Origin of the sequence: Streptomyces polyasparticus (assembly GCF_014493765.1) — a bacterium.
GTDB lineage: Bacteria > Actinomycetota > Actinomycetes > Streptomycetales > Streptomycetaceae > Streptomyces > Streptomyces polyasparticus.
In genome coordinates this window covers 92,697-109,135 of the sequence record NZ_JACTVJ010000016.1, presented here as the reverse complement: position 1 = coordinate 109,135, position 16,439 = coordinate 92,697, and the positions used below count along the sequence as shown (strand labels likewise).

12 protein-coding genes are annotated in these 16,439 nt (G+C 71.3%); 10 read left to right on the top strand and 2 right to left on the bottom strand.

All coding sequences use genetic code 11. The features are described 5' to 3' along the window. The first annotated feature begins 54 nt into the window (after positions 1-54). The 7 genes from rsmI to H9Y04_RS30185 all read left to right on the top strand — a co-directional run bounded on the left by rsmI (position 55) and on the right by H9Y04_RS30185 (position 7,768). Entirely contained in the window at positions 55-939 is an 885-nt protein-coding gene (gene rsmI, locus H9Y04_RS30215; RefSeq protein ID WP_187817265.1) for a 16S rRNA (cytidine(1402)-2'-O)-methyltransferase, read from the top strand. Positions 940-1,262: 323 nt separating this feature from the next. Further along, positions 1,263-1,586: a hypothetical protein gene (locus H9Y04_RS30210; RefSeq protein WP_187817351.1), complete on the top strand. Its 324-nt coding sequence runs from the start codon at positions 1,263-1,265 to the stop codon at positions 1,584-1,586. Between the two features lie 61 nt (positions 1,587-1,647). Continuing rightward, positions 1,648-2,517, top strand: coding sequence for a TatD family hydrolase (locus H9Y04_RS30205; protein WP_187817264.1), 870 nt, complete (start codon positions 1,648-1,650; stop codon positions 2,515-2,517). Positions 2,518-2,665: 148 nt separating this feature from the next. Further along, entirely contained in the window at positions 2,666-4,219 is a 1,554-nt protein-coding gene (locus tag H9Y04_RS30200) for a resuscitation-promoting factor (protein WP_438818166.1), read from the top strand. A 211-nt stretch (positions 4,220-4,430) separates the two neighbouring features. Beyond that, positions 4,431-5,336, top strand: coding sequence for a 16S rRNA (adenine(1518)-N(6)/adenine(1519)-N(6))-dimethyltransferase RsmA (gene rsmA, locus H9Y04_RS30195; RefSeq protein ID WP_187817263.1), 906 nt, complete (start codon positions 4,431-4,433; stop codon positions 5,334-5,336). Further along, positions 5,333-6,241 (top strand): 4-(cytidine 5'-diphospho)-2-C-methyl-D-erythritol kinase, encoded by a 909-nt coding sequence (locus H9Y04_RS30190; RefSeq protein WP_187817262.1) that lies wholly within the window; start codon positions 5,333-5,335, stop codon positions 6,239-6,241. Before rsmA ends, H9Y04_RS30190 begins: the two co-directional genes overlap by 4 nt. Before the next feature lie 204 nt (positions 6,242-6,445). Then, complete coding sequence (locus H9Y04_RS30185) at positions 6,446-7,768, top strand: acyltransferase family protein (protein ID WP_187817261.1); 1,323 nt, start codon at positions 6,446-6,448, stop codon at positions 7,766-7,768. A 71-nt stretch (positions 7,769-7,839) separates the two neighbouring features. Here H9Y04_RS30185 and H9Y04_RS30180 read toward each other — a convergent pair whose 3' ends face one another. Continuing rightward, on the bottom strand, positions 7,840-8,532 hold the full coding sequence (locus H9Y04_RS30180) for a lipoprotein (RefSeq protein WP_308801197.1): 693 nt from the start codon (positions 8,530-8,532) through the stop codon (positions 7,840-7,842). 151 nt (positions 8,533-8,683) lie between these two features. On the opposite strand from H9Y04_RS30180, the gene H9Y04_RS30175 reads away from it, so the two are divergent. The 3 genes from H9Y04_RS30175 (at position 8,684) to H9Y04_RS30165 (ending at position 14,448) form a co-directional block, all read left to right on the top strand. Further along, positions 8,684-10,495 (top strand): ABC-F family ATP-binding cassette domain-containing protein, encoded by a 1,812-nt coding sequence (locus H9Y04_RS30175; protein ID WP_187817260.1) that lies wholly within the window; start codon positions 8,684-8,686, stop codon positions 10,493-10,495. Between the two features lie 259 nt (positions 10,496-10,754). Continuing rightward, a complete protein-coding gene (locus H9Y04_RS30170; protein ID WP_187817259.1) occupies positions 10,755-12,473 on the top strand; it encodes an outer membrane protein assembly factor BamB family protein in 1,719 nt (572 codons plus the stop codon). Between the two features lie 76 nt (positions 12,474-12,549). Beyond that, entirely contained in the window at positions 12,550-14,448 is a 1,899-nt protein-coding gene (locus H9Y04_RS30165) for an outer membrane protein assembly factor BamB family protein (RefSeq protein WP_187817258.1), read from the top strand. A gap of 44 nt (positions 14,449-14,492) precedes the next feature. Here the strand turns inward: H9Y04_RS30165 and H9Y04_RS30160 are convergent, their stop codons facing one another. Continuing rightward, positions 14,493-16,385, bottom strand: coding sequence for a DUF2264 domain-containing protein (locus H9Y04_RS30160; protein WP_187817257.1), 1,893 nt, complete (start codon positions 16,383-16,385; stop codon positions 14,493-14,495). Positions 16,386-16,439 lie beyond the last annotated feature (54 nt).

Sequence of the window (16,439 nt, the reverse complement as noted above, 5' to 3'; positions counted from 1 at the left end):
GTCCGCAGCCGTCCGGCGGCCGCCCCGCAGTGCGGGCCTGCGAGACTGTGACACGTGACAGGAACGCAAGGAACCCTCGTCCTGGCCGGCACGCCCATCGGCGACACCGCCGACGCACCGCCCCGACTCGCCGCCGAGCTGGAGGGCGCCGACATCGTCGCCGCCGAGGACACCCGCCGTCTTCGCCGGCTCACCCAGGCGCTCGGGGTGCAGACGACCGGGCGGGTCGTGTCGTACTTCGAGGGCAATGAGGCCGCCCGTACGCCCGAACTCGTCGAGGCGCTGGCCGGCGGCGCCCGGGTGCTCCTCGTGACCGACGCGGGCATGCCCTCCGTGTCCGACCCCGGCTACCGCCTGGTCGCGGCCGCCGTCGAGAAGGACATCAAGGTCACGGCCGTCCCCGGCCCGTCCGCCGTGCTCACCGCGCTCGCCCTGTCCGGGCTTCCCGTCGACCGCTTCTGCTTCGAGGGCTTCCTGCCGCGCAAGGCCGGCGAGCGGATGTCGCGGCTGCGCGAAGTGGCCGGCGAGCGGCGTACGTTGGTCTACTTCGAGGCCCCGCACCGTCTCGACGACACCCTCGCCGCCATGGCCGAGGCCTTCGGCCCCGAGCGCCGCGCGGCCGTCTGCCGCGAGCTGACCAAGACGTACGAGGAGGTCAAGCGCGGCGGTCTCGGCGACCTCGCCGCCTGGGCCGCGGAGGGCGTACGCGGAGAGATCACGGTCGTCGTCGAGGGCGCCCCCGAGACCGTCGCCGAGCTGGACGCGGACGAGCTGGTGCGCCGGGTGCAGGTACGCGAGGAGGCGGGGGAGCGGCGCAAGGAGGCCATTGCGGCGGTCGCGGCCGAGGCGGGGCTGCCCAAGCGCGAGGTATTCGATGCCGTCGTGGCGGCAAAGAATGCGGCGGGACGGTCGCCAAAGGACGGCAAAGGACTAATCTGAAAAGCAAAGGCTAAGCCGGGCATCGGGCTCTTTCCACATGAGGCACCCAAAAACGCTCCAATAGTCGACAGGTCTGATGCGTTCCGGCCGTACGAGGCGTCCACTGGATGCAGGAACCCGAATGGTTCCTTCGCACGTGGATGACCCCGGACGTACTTGTCCGAGGGACAAGAGGAGCTGGCATGAGTGAGATCACCGGCCGCGCCGCCGACGTCGACGCCGCAGCAGTCCGCACGACCACACCGGCGGCGGGCCCTGTCGACCCGACCAGTCTGCCGACCCATCCGATAGCCACGGTTCACGAGTCGTACGCCTTCGCCTGTATGCGGTGCGGGCACGGCTGGGAGCAGAGTTACGACATCGAGCATTTCGTCGACGGCCAGGGCAATGAATTCGTGCTCTACAAGGCGGGCGGCCAGCGGGTTCCCTCACCGCTCTCCCGGCCCACGTGCCTCAACTGCGGCGGCCATGTCGTCCGCATCATGCAGGCCGGACAGGTCTCCTCCATCCTCGATCTGCTGTCCCACAAGGACCGCAAGGGCGCCAAGAAGCCGGCAGAGGGCGCTGATGTGGCGGCCGCCGGGCCGGTGCCGGAGCACCACTGGCACCTGTCCGACCTCCTGCATCCCTTCAAGGGCAGGCACTAGCGGGCGAGGGCGGGCACCGGTGCGTTCTCGGAGCCGTGCGCGCGCTTCGTAGGATCGAGGCATGAGCCCCAAGGACGCACCCCCGCCCCTTCCCGAGCCCCTGCGCATCCCGGTCGCCGACTCGCATACGCACCTCGACATGCAGGACGGCACCGTCGAGGCGGGGCTCGCGAAGGCCGCCTCCGTGGGGGTGACGACCGTGGTGCAGGTCGGCTGCGACCTCAAGGGTTCACAGTGGGCGGCCGACACCGCGGCGGCGCACGAGAGTGTGCACGCCACCGTCGCGCTGCACCCCAACGAGGCCCCGCGGATCGTGCACGGCGACCCCGACGGCTGGTCGCGCCAGGGCGCCCGGCAGCCGCTCGGTGACGCGGGGCTCGACGAGGCGCTCGCCGAGATCGACCGGCTCGCCGCGCTGCCGCAGGTCAAGGGCGTCGGCGAGACCGGGCTCGACTACTTCCGTACGGGACCGGAGGGCAAGGCCGCGCAGGAGAAGTCCTTCCGTGCGCATATCGAGATCGCGAAGCGGCACGGCAAGGCGCTGGTGATCCACGATCGCGAGGCGCACGCCGATGTGCTGCGGATCCTCAAGGAGGAAGGCGCTCCCGAACGGACCGTCTTCCACTGCTACTCCGGTGACGCGGCGATGGCCCAAGTCTGCGCGCAGAACGGCTACTTCATGTCGTTCGCGGGCAACGTCACCTTCAAGAACGCCCAGCATCTGCGCGACGCCCTGGTGGCCGCGCCGCTGGAGCTCGTCCTCGTGGAGACGGACGCGCCCTTCCTGACCCCCGCGCCCTACCGCGGACGGCCTAACGCGCCGTATCTCATTCCGGTCACATTGCGGGCCATGGCGCTGGTGGCCAAGGTGCACGAGGACGTGCTGGCAGAGGCCGTCGCGGCGAACACGGCCCGCGCTTTTGATTACTGACGGATAACGCTCCGGCTCCCTCACCGCTGGGCAACGCCGCGACACTGCGTAGTCGCGCTGCTTGGGAGAGTGACGGTCGCTCCGCTAGGTTCGCTGCGCCTGATCCGGAACCTGCTTGATCCGGACCCTTGGAGCCTGGAGCGACATCGTGAGCCATGGGACTTCGTACGACCCCTATGGGGTGAGCGAGCGGCAGTACCGGGATGCGCAGCCGCGCCAGTACGGGGAAGCGCAGCCACAGCGGTACGGGGAAGCGCAGCCACAGCGGTACGGGGATGCGCAGCCGCAGCGGTACGAGGGCACGCAGTCACAGCCGTACGGGGATGCGCAGCCCCGTTACGACACCTATCGGCCCGCCTATGAGGCCCGGGCCGCGCTGAGGCAGGAGAAGGGGCGGCCCAAGGTGCCGCCGCCCGCGCAGGAGGTGCCGCCGCGCGAGCCGGCGGCCGGCGGGGAGCAGACCGCGTTCGCCGCGCCTTCAGTGCCTCCCATGCCTCCCATGCCTTCCGCGCCTTTGACGCCCTCCGCGCCGCCCGTGCCCGCCGGGCCCCACTCCGGCGGACGGGCCGAGGCCCGCAGGGCGGCGCGCCGCAGGAAGACCTCCGAGCGGCCCGAGACGCTGCGCCGGCTCGTGCCGCAGGCCCTGGTCGTGGCCTTCCTCGCGGGCGGCACCTCCGCGTTCGTCGCCGAGGACAAGGCGGTGAAGCTCTCCGTCGACGGCAAGGAGCGCCTGCTGCACACCTTCGCCGACGACGTCTCCGAACTCGTCGCCGACGAAGGCCTCGAGGTCGGCGCGCACGATGTCGTCGCGCCCGCGCCCGGCACGCAACTGGCCAGCGGCGACGAGGTCGTGGTGCGCTACGGGCGGCCCGTGCACCTCACCCTCGACGGCCAGCGCCGCAAGGTCTGGACGACCGCGCCCACCGTGGACGGCGCGCTGCGCCAGCTCGGGGTGCGCGCGGAGGGCGCGTATCTGTCGGCCTCGCGCTCGAAGCGGATCGCCCGCGAGGGGCTGCACCTGGACATCCGTACCGAGCGCACCGTCACGATCATGGCCGACGGGCGCGAGCGCACCATCCGTACGAACGCGGCGACCGTACGCGAGGCCGTGGAGCAGGCCGGGATCTCGCTGCGCGGGCAGGACACCACGTCCGTGCCGCCGGCCAGCTTCCCGCGCGACGGGCAGACCGTGACGGTCATGCGGGTCACCGGCAGCAAGGAGGTGCGCGAGGAGCCGATCGCCTTCGACGTGCAGCGCACCGAGGACGCCTCGCTGTTCTCCGGTACGGAGGTCGTGGTGCAGCCCGGCCGCCAGGGCGCCCGGCGGGTCACGTACGCCCTGCGCACCGTGAACGGCGTGAAGCAGAAGCCCAAGCGGCTCAAGGCCGAGGTGGTACGCGAGCCGCAGACGCAGATCGTCAAGGTCGGCACCAAGCAGCTGCCGGCCTCGGTGAGCGGCGCCGACGGCCTCAACTGGGCGGGCCTCGCGGCCTGCGAGTCGGGCGGCCGCCCGCACATCACGGACCCGTCCGGCACATACGGCGGGCTCTACCAGTTCGACACCCGCACCTGGCAGGGCCTCGGCGGCAGCGGGCGCCCCCAGGACGCCCCGGCCTCGGAGCAGACGTACCGCGCGAAGAAGCTGTACGTGCAGCGGGGGGCCAGCCCTTGGCCGCATTGTGGGGGGCGGCTGCACCACTAGCCCCTTTCAGCCCCATCTTTCAGCCCCTGCGGCGCTTGAGCAGATCCGAACGAAGTTCGGATGCACGGGGTCCGGGGCGCAGCCCCGGTTTCGGGAAGGGGCGGGTCGGGGAGAAGAGCCCGCCGCAGGCGCACCCGGCCCGCACCCGACCACGAGACCGCACTCCCGGGCACGGAGCAGCCGAGCGCCCACCGCCCCGTAACCTTGACCCGTGAGCACCACTGAGTCCGACGAGACGGGCGCCCTCCTCGGGCCTGCCGACATCCGCGAGCTGGCCGCGGCGCTTGGCGTGCGCCCCACCAAGCAGCGTGGGCAGAACTTCGTCATCGACGCCAACACCGTCCGCCGCATCGTCCGCACCGCCGAGGTGCGCCCCGACGACGTGGTCGTCGAGGTCGGCCCCGGCCTCGGCTCGCTGACGCTCGCGCTGCTCGAAGCGGCCGACCACGTCACCGCCGTCGAGATCGACGACACCCTCGCCGCGGCCCTGCCCGCGACCATCGAGGCCCGGATGCCCGAGCGCAAGGACCGCTTCGCGCTCGTGCACTCGGACGCGATGGTGGTCCAGGAGCTCCCGGGCCCCGCCCCGACCGCGCTGGTCGCGAACCTTCCGTACAACGTCGCCGTCCCCGTGCTCCTGCACATGCTCGCGACGTTCCCGACCATCGAGCGCAGCCTCGTCATGGTCCAGGCCGAGGTCGCCGACCGGCTCGCCGCCGCGCCCGGCAGCAAGGTGTACGGCGTGCCGTCGGTCAAGGCCAACTGGTACGCGGAGGTCAAGCGGGCGGGCTCGATCGGGCGGAACGTCTTCTGGCCGGCGCCGAACGTCGACAGCGGTCTGGTGTCGCTGGTGCGGCGCAAGGAGCCGCTGAAGACCACGGCCACGCGCGAAGAGGTCTTCAAGGTCGTCGACGCCGCGTTCGCCCAGCGCCGCAAGACACTGCGCGCCGCGCTCGCGGGGTGGGCGGGGTCCGCGGCGGCCGCCGAGGCGGCGCTCGTGGCGGCGGGGGTCTCGCCGCAGGCGCGCGGGGAGGCGTTGACCGTCGAGGAGTTCGCCCGGATCGCGGAGAACAAGCAGGGCGTGGAGAGCGAACAGGGCGTGGAGGGCGACGCGTGAGTGTCACCGTGCGAGTGCCGGCGAAGGTCAACGTCCAGCTCGCGGTGGGCGCCGCGCGCCCCGATGGCTTCCACGACCTCGCCAACGTCTTCCTTGCGGTGGGTCTGTACGACGAGGTCACGGTCACGCCTGCGGCCTCGCTGAAGATCACCTGCTCGGGGCCCGATGCGCACCAAGTGCCGCTCGACGAGTCGAACTTGGCGGCGCGGGCCGCCATCGCGCTGGCCGCGCGGCACGGGCTCTCGCCCGACGTGCACATCCACATCGCCAAGGACATCCCCGTCGCCGGTGGCATGGCGGGCGGGTCGGCGGATGGCGCGGGGGCGCTGCTCGCGTGTGACGTGCTGTGGGGGCTCGGGTCCTCGCAGGCGGAACTCCTGGAGATCTGCGCGGAGTTGGGCAGTGACGTGCCGTTCTCGCTGCTCGGTGGTGCGGCGCTCGGTACCGGCCGTGGTGAGCTCCTTGAGCCGCTGCCGGTCGGCGGGTCCTTCTCCTGGGTGTTCGCGCTGGCGGACGGCGGGCTTTCCACGCCTGCGGTGTACGGGGAGTTCGACCGGCTGACCGCCGGCAGTGACGTGCCCGAGCCTGTGGCTTCGGCCGCGTTGCTCGCGGCGCTGCGGGACGGGGACGCCGCGGCGCTTGCGGAGGCCATGGTCAACGACCTTCAGCCTGCGGCGCTTTCGCTCTTCCCGGGCCTTGCGCAGACTCTTGCGGTGGGCTCGGAGGCGGGTGCGCTTGCCTCGCTGGTCTCGGGCTCCGGTCCGACGACGGCGTTTCTGGCGAAGTCGGCGGAGTCGGCTTCCGAAGTGGCGGATGCGCTGGTGGCGTCCGGCACGTGCCGTGCTGTTCGCGTGACGTCCGGTCCGGCTGCCGGGGCGACTGTGGTGGCGCCTGCGGCGGGCTGATTTCCCCTACCCGCCCCTTCCCGAAACCGGGGCTCTGCCCCGGACCCCGGCATCCGAACTTCGTTCGGATCTGCTCAAGCGCCGCAGGGGCTGAAAGATCGCCTCGAACGCCGGCGGGGCTGGGTTGGGCTGAATCAGTACTCAGTCCGAAACTGAGTATCCGCGCCCTGACCCGCCACCCCCACCCCGCGCGACCGTATCCGCATGGCTTCAGACGTGCGCGTACTCGCGGAGAACACGCCGGTCACCAGGGACCGGTACATGGACCTGCTCCGGGTGGCATCGCTCGGGACCGTTGTGCTCGGGCACTGGCTGATGGCAGCCGTGAGCAGGGATGACGCCGGGCAGATCCAGCTCGGCAATCTGCTCGCCGAGGTGCCGGAACTGCAACTGCTCACCTGGGCGCTGCAGATCATGCCCGTGTTCTTCTTCGTCGGCGGGTTCTCGCACGCCCTGTCGTACCGGTCCCTGGAGCGCAAGTCCGGTGGCGCCAAGGTGTACGCGGCCTTTCTGCGGGCCCGGCTGCAGCGGCTGCTGCGGCCCACCATGGTGTTCATCCTGGTCTGGGGCGCGGCGGCGCTCGCCCTGCAACTCATCGGCGGCAGCCCGCACTTGGCGGATGTGACGCTGCGGCTCGTGCCCCAGCCGCTGTGGTTCATCGGGATCTATCTCGCGATGGTCGCCTTCACCCCGCCGCTGCTCAGGCTGCACGAGCGCTACGGCTGGGGCGCCTTCGGCGGACTCGTCGCCGCCGCGGCCGCCGTGGACCTGCTGCGATTCGCCGCCGGGGTGCCGTATGTGGAGTTCCTGAACTTCGCCTTCGTCTGGCTCGCCGTCCACCAGCTCGGGTTCCTGCGCGCCGACGGGCGGATCCGGATGCCCTCGCTGCTCGCGGTGGCGGGGGTGGCCGGGGCGGCCGCGCTCGTCGCCTTCGGCCCGTATCCGCTGAGCATGGTCGGGATGCCCGGCGAGAAGGTCAGCAACATGGCACCGCCCACCTTCGCCCTGCTCTGCCACGGCCTGTGGCTGGTCGGCGCGGTCGAGCTGGTGCGGCGGCCCGCGGCCCGCTGGCTGCAGCGGCCCGGGGTCTGGCGGACGGTCGTGGCCGCGAACGGTGTCTCGATGACCGCGTTCCTGTGGCATCTGACGGCCATGCTCGGGGTGTACGGGGTGCTGATCGGCCTCGGCGTCGAGCTGCCCGCACCCGCGAGTGCCGCCTGGTGGGCGCAGGTGCCGCTGCGGATGGCGGCCGCGGCCGTCCTCACCGCCCTGCTCGTCGCCGCCTTCCGCGGCTTCGAGAAGCCCGTGCCGGTGGCGGCCCGCACCGGCGGTTCGGGACCGGTGGCCGCGCTCGGCATCACGCTCTGCCTCTTCGGCGTCCTGGGGCTTTCGATGGTCGGCTTCGGCGATCTGCTCGAAGGCCGCTCGGCGATGCTGATCGCCGTACGGGTCACGGCTCCGGTCGCGGTCGGGATGGCGCTCGCGGGGTGGTTCCTGGTGGAGCGGGCGGGCAGGCGCGGGCTCTGACGGGCGGGCCCGCAGCGGGGTACGAAGACTGTGACGGGTGGGCCGCTCGCAACGAGCGGCCCACCCGCCGGTCAGCCGTTGACCCGGAGCGTCGACTTCGCGAGCCGGTACCCGGCCTGGACGTCCTTCGTGTCCCCCTGGTCCGAGCCCCCGAGCGCCACCACGACCGTGCCCTGCGGCGTGGCCACGGCGAAGGCGCGGGCCGTGCGCTTCTCCTCGAAGAGCGGGTCGAGCTCCGTGTAGACGACCTCGACCGCCTCCGCGGACCCGGCCTTGAACGGGGTGTACTTCTCGTCGGCGTGCCCGTCGGCCTCGGCGACGAAGAGCTCGAGCACCTTGCGCGGGTCGGCCCCGGTCTTCGGCTCCTCGACGTACGTGCGCAGGAAACCGGTCTTCCCGATCGCCTTGGAGCTGATCTCGCAGCGCATGAGGACCGGACCCTGGCGCGCCATCTCGGCGAACTCGTCGTCCGGCGAGACGTCGACCGATTCGGGCTCCCACTTCGTCGCCGTCTTGTACGTCACCGGCAGCTCACAGGCCGATCCGGGGGCGCCGACGCTGCCGCTCGCCTTCGCCGTCGGGGCGCTCTGCGCACCGTCGGACTTCCCGCTCCCTGACGCCGAGCCCTCGGACTTCGCGCCGTCGCTCCCCGAGCCCCCGGACGTTCCGCCGTCGCTCCCCGAGCAGCCCGCGACCAGGCCGGCCGTGAGGGCCGCCGCCAGGATTCCGCGCACCATCGCACCGCGCATCGTGCTGTTCCCCACCTTGTTCCCCACCCTGCTGTGCACTCTGTTCCCACCCTGCGGCATCGTGCTCCCGCCCCCGGGAGATCGCCGAACGATAGCGCGCCCGCCGGGCCGACTACCCTGGTAGGCCGGTCGGCAAGTCGACCGGGAACCCCCGTACAGGAGTGAAATGGCCGTCAACCTGGTCAATGTCGAGTCCGTCAGCAAGGTGTACGGCACCCGTGCGCTGCTCGACGGAGTCTCGCTCGGCGTCTCCGAGGGCGACCGGATCGGTGTGGTGGGGCGCAACGGCGACGGCAAGACCACCCTGATCCGCATGCTCGCCAAGCTGGAGGAGGCCGACACCGGCCGCGTCACGCACAGCGGCGGGCTCCGGCTCGGGGTGCTCACGCAGCACGACTCGCTCGACCCGGAGGCGACCGTACGGCATGAGGTGATCGGCGATCTCGCCGACCACGAGTGGGCCGGCAGCGCCAAGATCCGCGATGTGCTCACGGGGCTGTTCGGCGGGCTCGACCTGCCCGGGTTCCCGCAGGGCCTCGACACCGTGATCGGACCGCTGTCCGGTGGTGAGCGGCGGCGCATCGCGCTCGCCAAGCTCCTCATCGCCGAGCAGGACCTGATCGTGCTCGACGAGCCGACGAACCACCTCGACGTCGAGGGCATCGCCTGGCTCGCGCGGCATCTGCAGGAACGTCGCTCCGCGCTCGTCTGCGTGACCCACGACCGCTGGTTCCTCGACCAGGTCTGCACCCGCATGTGGGATGTGCAGAAGGGCGATGTCTACGAGTACGAGGGCGGCTACAGCGACTACGTGTTCGCGCGCGCCGAGCGGGAGCGGATCGCCGCGACCGAGGAGGCCAAGCGGCAGAACCTGGTCCGCAAGGAGCTGGCCTGGCTGCGCCGCGGCGCCCCGGCCCGTACCTCCAAGCCGCGCTACCGCATCGAGGCCGCCAACGAGCTGATCGCCGATGTGCCGCCGCCGCGCGACACCAGCGAGCTGATGAAGTTCGCCAATGCGCGGCTCGGCAAGACGGTCTTCGACCTCGAGGACGTCTCCGTGCAGGCCGGGGACAAGATGCTGCTCAAGCACATCACCTGGCAGCTCGGGCCCGGCGACCGCATCGGCCTGGTGGGCGTGAACGGCGCGGGCAAGACCTCGCTCCTTCGCGCGCTCGCCGAGGCCGCCCGTACGCAGGGCGAGAAGCAGCCCGTGGCAGGCCGGATCAACGTCGGCAAGACCGTGCGGCTCGCCTACCTCTCGCAGGAGGTCGGCGAACTCGACCCGAACACCCGGGTGTTGCAGGCCGTGCAGCAGGTGCGCGACCGTGTCGACCTCGGCAAGGGCCGCGAGATGACCGCGGGCCAGCTGTGCGAGCAGTTCGGCTTCTCGAAGGAGAAGCAGTGGACCCCGGTGGGCGACCTGTCCGGTGGTGAGCGGCGGCGGCTGCAGATCCTGCGGCTGCTCATGGACGAGCCCAATGTCCTCTTCCTCGACGAGCCGACCAACGACCTCGACATCGAGACGCTGACGCAGTTGGAGGACCTGCTCGACGGCTGGCCGGGCTCGATGATCGTGATCTCGCACGACCGGTTCTTCATCGAGCGCACCACCGACAAGGTGTACGCGCTGCTCGGCGACGCCACCCTGCGGATGCTGCCGCGCGGGATCGAGGAGTACCTGGAGCGCAGGCAGCGGGTGGTCGACGCCGCCACCGCCGCGGCCACCCCGGCCGCCCCCGCGGCGCCTGCGCCCGGCAAGTCGGCCGCGGACCAGCGTGCGGCCAAGAAGGAACTGCAGAAGATCGAGCGTCAGTTGGACAAGATCTCCGAGAAGGAGACGAAGCTGCACGCCCAGATCGCCGAGCACGCCACCGACTTCGGCAAGGTCGCCGACCTCGACGCCCAGCTGAGGGAACTCGCCGGGGAGCGCGAGGAGTTGGAGATGAAGTGGCTGGAGCTCGCCGAGGACGCCCAGTAGGGGCGTGCGCGCAGACGTTCACAAGGCCTTCACCGCAGCAGTAACAGCCGTATCACGGGCCGGTCCTCCCTTGGGAACAGGGAAGCGACCGGCCCTTGGCATACCCCGCCCGAGTGATAGAAAGAACTCCCGCCGAAGTGAAGCAGAGTTGCGGGAACCATGCCCGATTCGCTCCTTTCCGGGGGGATTTGAGACAGCCACGGAATTGCGGGGGAGGCCGGTCGGGCAGCGGCTCCCGCGTGATGAGGTAGTCCGAACGATGAGCCAGCCGCCCCAGCCGCCAGGACCACCGTCGCAGCCCGGTTACGGATATCCGCAAGGTCCGCCGCCGCAGCAGCCTGGTCCGTATGCGCCCCAGCCGGGTCCGTACGGACAGCAGCCCGGCCCCTACGCGCCCCAGGCGGGCCCGTACGCGCAGCAGCCCGGCCCGTACCAGCAGCCGGCGCCGGGTTACGGCTACCCGCAGCAGCCCCAGTACCCGGGAGCGCCCGCGCCCGGCGGACCGGGCGGCGGCCAGGGTGGTCAGGGCGGCGGGTTCGGACGGTTCTTCAAGGGCAGGACCGGGGCGATCGTGGCGGCGGCCGTGGCCGGACTGCTCGTCATCGGCGGCGGTACGTACCTCCTGGTGAGCGGCGACGAGAAGGAGAAGGAGCCCGTCGCCAAGCCCAGCACGGACGGCAAGAAGGATCCCAAGCCCTCCGAGTCCGTGGACCAGGGCGACGGCAAGGGCACCGGCAAGCAGGACGCGTCGATCAACGACGGCATCAAGGCCGGCGAGGTCCCGGCCTGGCTCGCGATGAACGACCAGGACGTGCCGGGCAACGGCGCGGAGCTGTTCGACATCTGGGCCCAGGGCGATGTCGTGGTGCAGGCCGCCTACCGCCAGGTCACCGCGTTCTCGGTGAAGGACGGCAGCCAGAAGTGGTCCGTGGAGCTGCCGTTCGAGGTCTGTGACACCCCGAAGCACACGACGGCCGACGGCAAGGTCGTCATCGCGCACAAGTCCGGCAACGGCGACCGCGCCAAGTGCTCGCAGCTGCAGATGATCGACCTGAAGACCGGCGAGAAGGGCTGGGCCAAGGAGGTCAAGGCGAGCGGCGCGTTCGACAGCGTCATCACGCTCGACCTGGTGATCTCGGGCGACACCCTGCTCGCGGGACGCGATCTGGGCGGCACGGCCTATCGCGTCAGCGACGGCAAGGAGATCTGGCAGGCGAAGAAGGAGGACGCCGGGGTCTGCTTCCCGAGCGCCTACGCGGGCGGCAAGCGGCTGCTCGGTGTCGACCACTGCAGCGCCAGCAAGCCCAACGAGCACGAGCAGCTCAAGGAGTACGACCCCGCCACCGGCAAGGTGAAGTGGCGCTACGCGGTCAAGAAGGGCTGGACCGTCAACCGGGTCTACTCGGAGTCGCCGATCGTCGTCTCGATGACGAACGACGAGGACAAGTCCTGGGCCATCGCCGCGTTCACCGACGCCGGCAAGCTCCGCTCGCAGATCGACGGCGGAAAGGACAGCTTCCGCCAGCAGTGCGCGGGCCTCGGCATCGGCCGGGAGAACTCGCAGAGCTGCGACGGCATGGTCGCCGCGGGCGACACCTTCTACATGGCGACCGAGCCGAAGAAGTCCGGCGACTACAACCGGGTCAACGAGGTCGTCGCCTTCGACCTCGCCACCGGCAAGGCCAAGTGGCGCTCCAAGGTCGACGACCGCCAGGTGCTTCCGCTGACCGTGGTGGGCTCGGACCTCATCGGCTACGTCGACGCCACGTACGACACCGGCGGCCAGATCGTGAAGTTCGGTCCGAACGGCGGAAAGCCGACCGTGCTGCAGAAGCATTCCAGCGGTGCGCAGGCCGTGGAGAGCTCGATGTTCAGCGGACCGCTCGCCTATGCCGACGGCCGGTTCTTCATGACGTCGTCGCGGCTCATGGGCGACGACGGCGAAGAGGAAGCCCGCATGCTGTCCTTCGGCAAGTGAGCACAGGGGCGCGTGAGTTCGCCGCCCCCACCGCACAAGTCCCCGACTTCCCGTATCACTCGAGGTAGAGATCCCCATGTCACAGCCGCCCCAGCCGCCCAACGAAGCGCCCCAGGATCCGCCCCCCGGCTTCGGCGCACCCCAGGACCCGCCCCCGGGCGGTTTCGGCGCGCCCCAGGAGCCCGGTTACGGCTACCCGCAGACCCCGCCGCCCCCGGCCGGCCAGCCCGCGACCCCGCCGCCCCCGGCCGGACCGCCGAGCACGCCGCCGGGGCAGCCCGGGTACGGGTATCCGCAGGCGCCCGGCCAGGGCGCACCGCCCGCCCAGCCCGGATACGGCACCCCGGCCCCCGGCGGCCAGGTCTACCCGACCCCGACCCCCGGCCAGCAGATCGGCTACGGCCAGCAGCCGGGTCAGCAGCAGCCGTACGGGACACAGCAGCAGCCCTACGGCTACCCGCAGCAGCCCCAGCAGCCCTACGGCACGTACCAGCAGCCGGGCACTGCGCCGATGGGTGCGCCCGGCGGCGGAGGCGGCAAGAAGCTCAACACGCAGATGATGATCATCATCGCGGCCGTGGTCGCGGTCGCCCTGATCATCGGCGCCGGCGTCTTCCTCGCCTCCGGTGACGACGGCGGCAAGAAGGACGAGTCCAAGCAGGGCCAGACCGACGGCGGCAAGGGCGGCGGCGGGGAGGAGGGCAAGGGCGGCACCTCCGGCAAGGAGAAGAAGCCGGCGGACGTCAAGGCCCGCTCCCTGTTCAACGTGCCCGCGCCGGTGGTTAAGGACGACGACTCCATTGTCACCAGCGGCTCCTGGCTCACCGAGAAGACGTACGCGAAGTCGGGCGTCAACGAGATCGTGGGCTACGACCCGGCCAGCGGCGAGAAGCTGTGGACGATTCCGCTGACCGGTCCGGTGTGCGCGGGCTCCGAGCACGTGACCGCGGACGGCCTCACCGCGGTCCTGTTCCAGGGCGGCAAGCCGACCAAGGAACGCTCCCACATGGGCTGTTCGGAAGTCGCCGCCATCGACCTCGACAACGGTCAGAAGCTCTGGCAGAAGACCAGCAAGGCCGGCGACACGAAGGTCAACTTCGACGAGGTCACGGTCGGCAACGGCCTGGTCGCGGCCGGCGGTACGAGCGGCGGGTCCGCCTGGGAGATCGAGAGCGGCAATGCGAAGTGGGAGCCCAGGGCGGGCGACCAGTGCAAGGACAACGGGTACGCGGGCGGCGAGACCGCGCTCGTCGCGCTGAGCCGCTGCGGCGCCGACTTCGACACCGCCAAGCTGAAGGTCCAGCCGCTCGACAAGGACGGCAAGCCGATCTCCTCGTACACGCTGCCGCCGGGCATCCAGTGGGGCAGCATCGCCTCGGCCAGCCCGCTGGTGGCGGCGGTCGACTCGACCGATGAATCGAAGGGTCCCACCGACTACTTCGTGATCGACGAGAAGACGGGCAAGCTGCGCAGCAAGATCAGCGTGGATCCCGACAACTACCTGCGCACGTGCGATGCCACCGAGGTCGCGCAGTGCCGGAATATCGCGGTGGGCAACGACCACCTGTACCTCGCGACGCGTGAGCACGAGGGCAGCGGCGAGTACGGCATGACCAACGAGATCGTGTCCTTCAGCCTCGCCACCGGCAAGGAAGGCGGCCAGAAGGCCGACGCGGGCGACAAGTACTCGATGTTCCCGCTGCGCATGGACGGCGGCAACATCATCGCCTACAAGGTCCCCCCGTACGACAAGGGCGGCCAGATCGTCAGCATCGACGGCAAGACCTTCGAGCAGACCGTCTTCCTGGAGAACCCCTCCGACGAAGCGGTCCGTGACGCGGAGACCAGCTTCTCGTCGAGCCACGCGGAGTACCGCTACGCCAACGGGCGCCTGTACATCAGCGACGTATACGCCAGCAAGCCCTTGTCCTCCGACGACAAGAACTACCTGGTGGTCGCTTTCGGGGCCGAATGACAAACCGCAGGGAGCGGCCCTGAGGTCAGGGCCGCTCCCGTTTGTCACCCGTGAAGCTCCGTACCGTCCGGAAGGCGGACCGTCACTTCCTCCGCGGAGGCGACGGCGACCGTGGTGTGGGCGTGCAGCCAGGCGGCGTCCAGGGGTTCGCCGGACAGGACCACCAGCGTGACGTGCACGGTCCGGCCGCCGGGGTGGGCCCGGCGCAGGAGGTACGGGGTGGCCGAGCGGGGGCCGAGGGCGTTCGCGTCCGTCGCCTGGGCGACGCCGGTCTCCGCGTCCCAGCCGTGCAGCGCCACGACCGCCGAGGCCACCCGGGCGCCGCGGGCAACGGCCCAGCCCGCACCGGTCTCGGCCGGGAGCGCGTCACCCGCGACCGACTCGCCCGCCACCGCGTACCCGCCGTCGCGGACCGTGGCCCCCGCCGGGGCGGACACCCGGTGCACGCGGACCTCGTAACGCCCGTGCACCAGCGAGGTGGTGGCGATTTCGTACGGCTGCGGATCGCCCGCCATCCGCGCCTCATGCCACGACGAGGCGAGGCCCTCGGCCACCCCCACCCTGTGGATGCGCCGCCGGGGCTCGCCCGGCGCCTCGGCCGGGTCCGCGCCCGCGGGCAGCAGCGCGAGGTGCCCGTCCACGCCGAGCCGCCAGGCGGCCTCGCCCGTCTCGGGCGCGGTCGCGGTGCTGTAGCCGAACTTGGCGTAGTGCGGGTCCGCGGTCGGCGGCTCGTCCGGGTCGCGGGGCTGGTGGTCCGTACCGTGATTGATCAGGCGTACGACACCGTCCGCCCGGGTGCCGTGCAGCAGCCAGCCCGGCTGCGGCAGGGCGAGCGAAAAGTCCCCCTTCTCCACCGGGAGTTGCTCCTCGGGTGCCGTCCACGCCGGGTGCTCCGGCGGAAGCAGCAGTCCTACGAAGCCCTTGCTCGCCCAGTAGGGGGAGGCCGGGCCTGAGTAGTCCTGTGCCATCGGCAGGAACGGCCGGTGCCAGCCGAGCGTGAGCAGCCCCCGCTCGTCCGGCACCCCATTCGCGGTGAAGTGCCGCAGAATCCCGGAGGTCGCCCTGCGGGTCACGCCGGGCGACAGCGGCGTACAGTCCGCCAACTCGCCCATCCACAGCGGCGCTGCGGCCGCCCACCGGTAGACGAGGGAACGCCCCTGGTGCATCGGTGCCCCGTCGCCGCCGATGAAGTGCGCGTACACGCCGAGGAATTGACGCAGCCGCTCCCGGTACGCGGCCACCCGTCCCGTATCCGCCGACGCCCCCGCGATCCGTGCCCACAGCAGCGGATACAGGTGCATCGCCCAGCCGTTGTAGTAGTCGAAGTGCCGTCCGTCGCCGTCGGTGTACCAGCCGTCGCCGCGGTACCAGTCCTCGATCCGGTCCAGGCCGCGGTCGATGTCGGCCTGGGAGTGGGGTGCGCCGACGGAGGCGAGGAACTGTTCGGCGACGACCTGGAAGAGCAGCCAGTTGTTGTCGTGCGGTTCGGCGCCGATGAAGCCGCCGAGCCAGTCGACCACGTGTCGGCGCACCTTGTCGTCGAGCCGGTCCCACAGCCACGGCCGGGTCTCGTGCAGGCCGAGGGCGATGGACGCGGCCTCGACCATGGGCTGTGTCCGGTCCGCGATGGGCAGCCAGGCCTCGCCGGGGCCGCTCGCCGGATCCGTACCGGCGGCGAGTCCCGCCGCGTACCGGTCGACCAGGCGCTGGTCGACCTCGCCGCGGGCGCCCGCGATACGGAAGGCCGCGAGCAGGAAGGTGCGGGCATAGCCCTCCAGGCCGTCGGACTCCTGGCCCGACTGGCTGGCGCGGCCCGGCAGCCGGTACTGGCCGAGGCCGGGGGACGCGAACGGCTCGACCGCGCCTAGGAGTCGGTCGGCCAGCGCCTCCCAGCCCGCGCGGGTGCCCAGGTCGTCCGGTGGCGTCTGCTCCGTCATCGTGCTCCTTCGGTCGTTCCGTTGCGCTGTGCGGCCCAGGTATCGTCCGCGTGC

Bases quoted from the DNA above. Each gene is read 5' to 3' on its own strand.
- H9Y04_RS30210 (WP_187817351.1), top strand. From the start codon at position 1,263: ATGCGGTGCGGGCACGGCTGGGAGCAGAGTTACGACATCGAGCATTTC.
- H9Y04_RS30205 (WP_187817264.1), top strand. From the start codon at position 1,648: ATGAGCCCCAAGGACGCACCCCCGCCCCTTCCCGAGCCCCTGCGCATC.
- H9Y04_RS30185 (WP_187817261.1), top strand. From the start codon at position 6,446: ATGGCTTCAGACGTGCGCGTACTCGCGGAGAACACGCCGGTCACCAGG.
- H9Y04_RS30175 (WP_187817260.1), top strand. From the start codon at position 8,684: ATGGCCGTCAACCTGGTCAATGTCGAGTCCGTCAGCAAGGTGTACGGC.
- H9Y04_RS30170 (WP_187817259.1), top strand. From the start codon at position 10,755: ATGAGCCAGCCGCCCCAGCCGCCAGGACCACCGTCGCAGCCCGGTTAC.
- H9Y04_RS30165 (WP_187817258.1), top strand. From the start codon at position 12,550: ATGTCACAGCCGCCCCAGCCGCCCAACGAAGCGCCCCAGGATCCGCCC.
- H9Y04_RS30160 (WP_187817257.1), bottom strand. From the start codon at position 16,385: ATGACGGAGCAGACGCCACCGGACGACCTGGGCACCCGCGCGGGCTGG.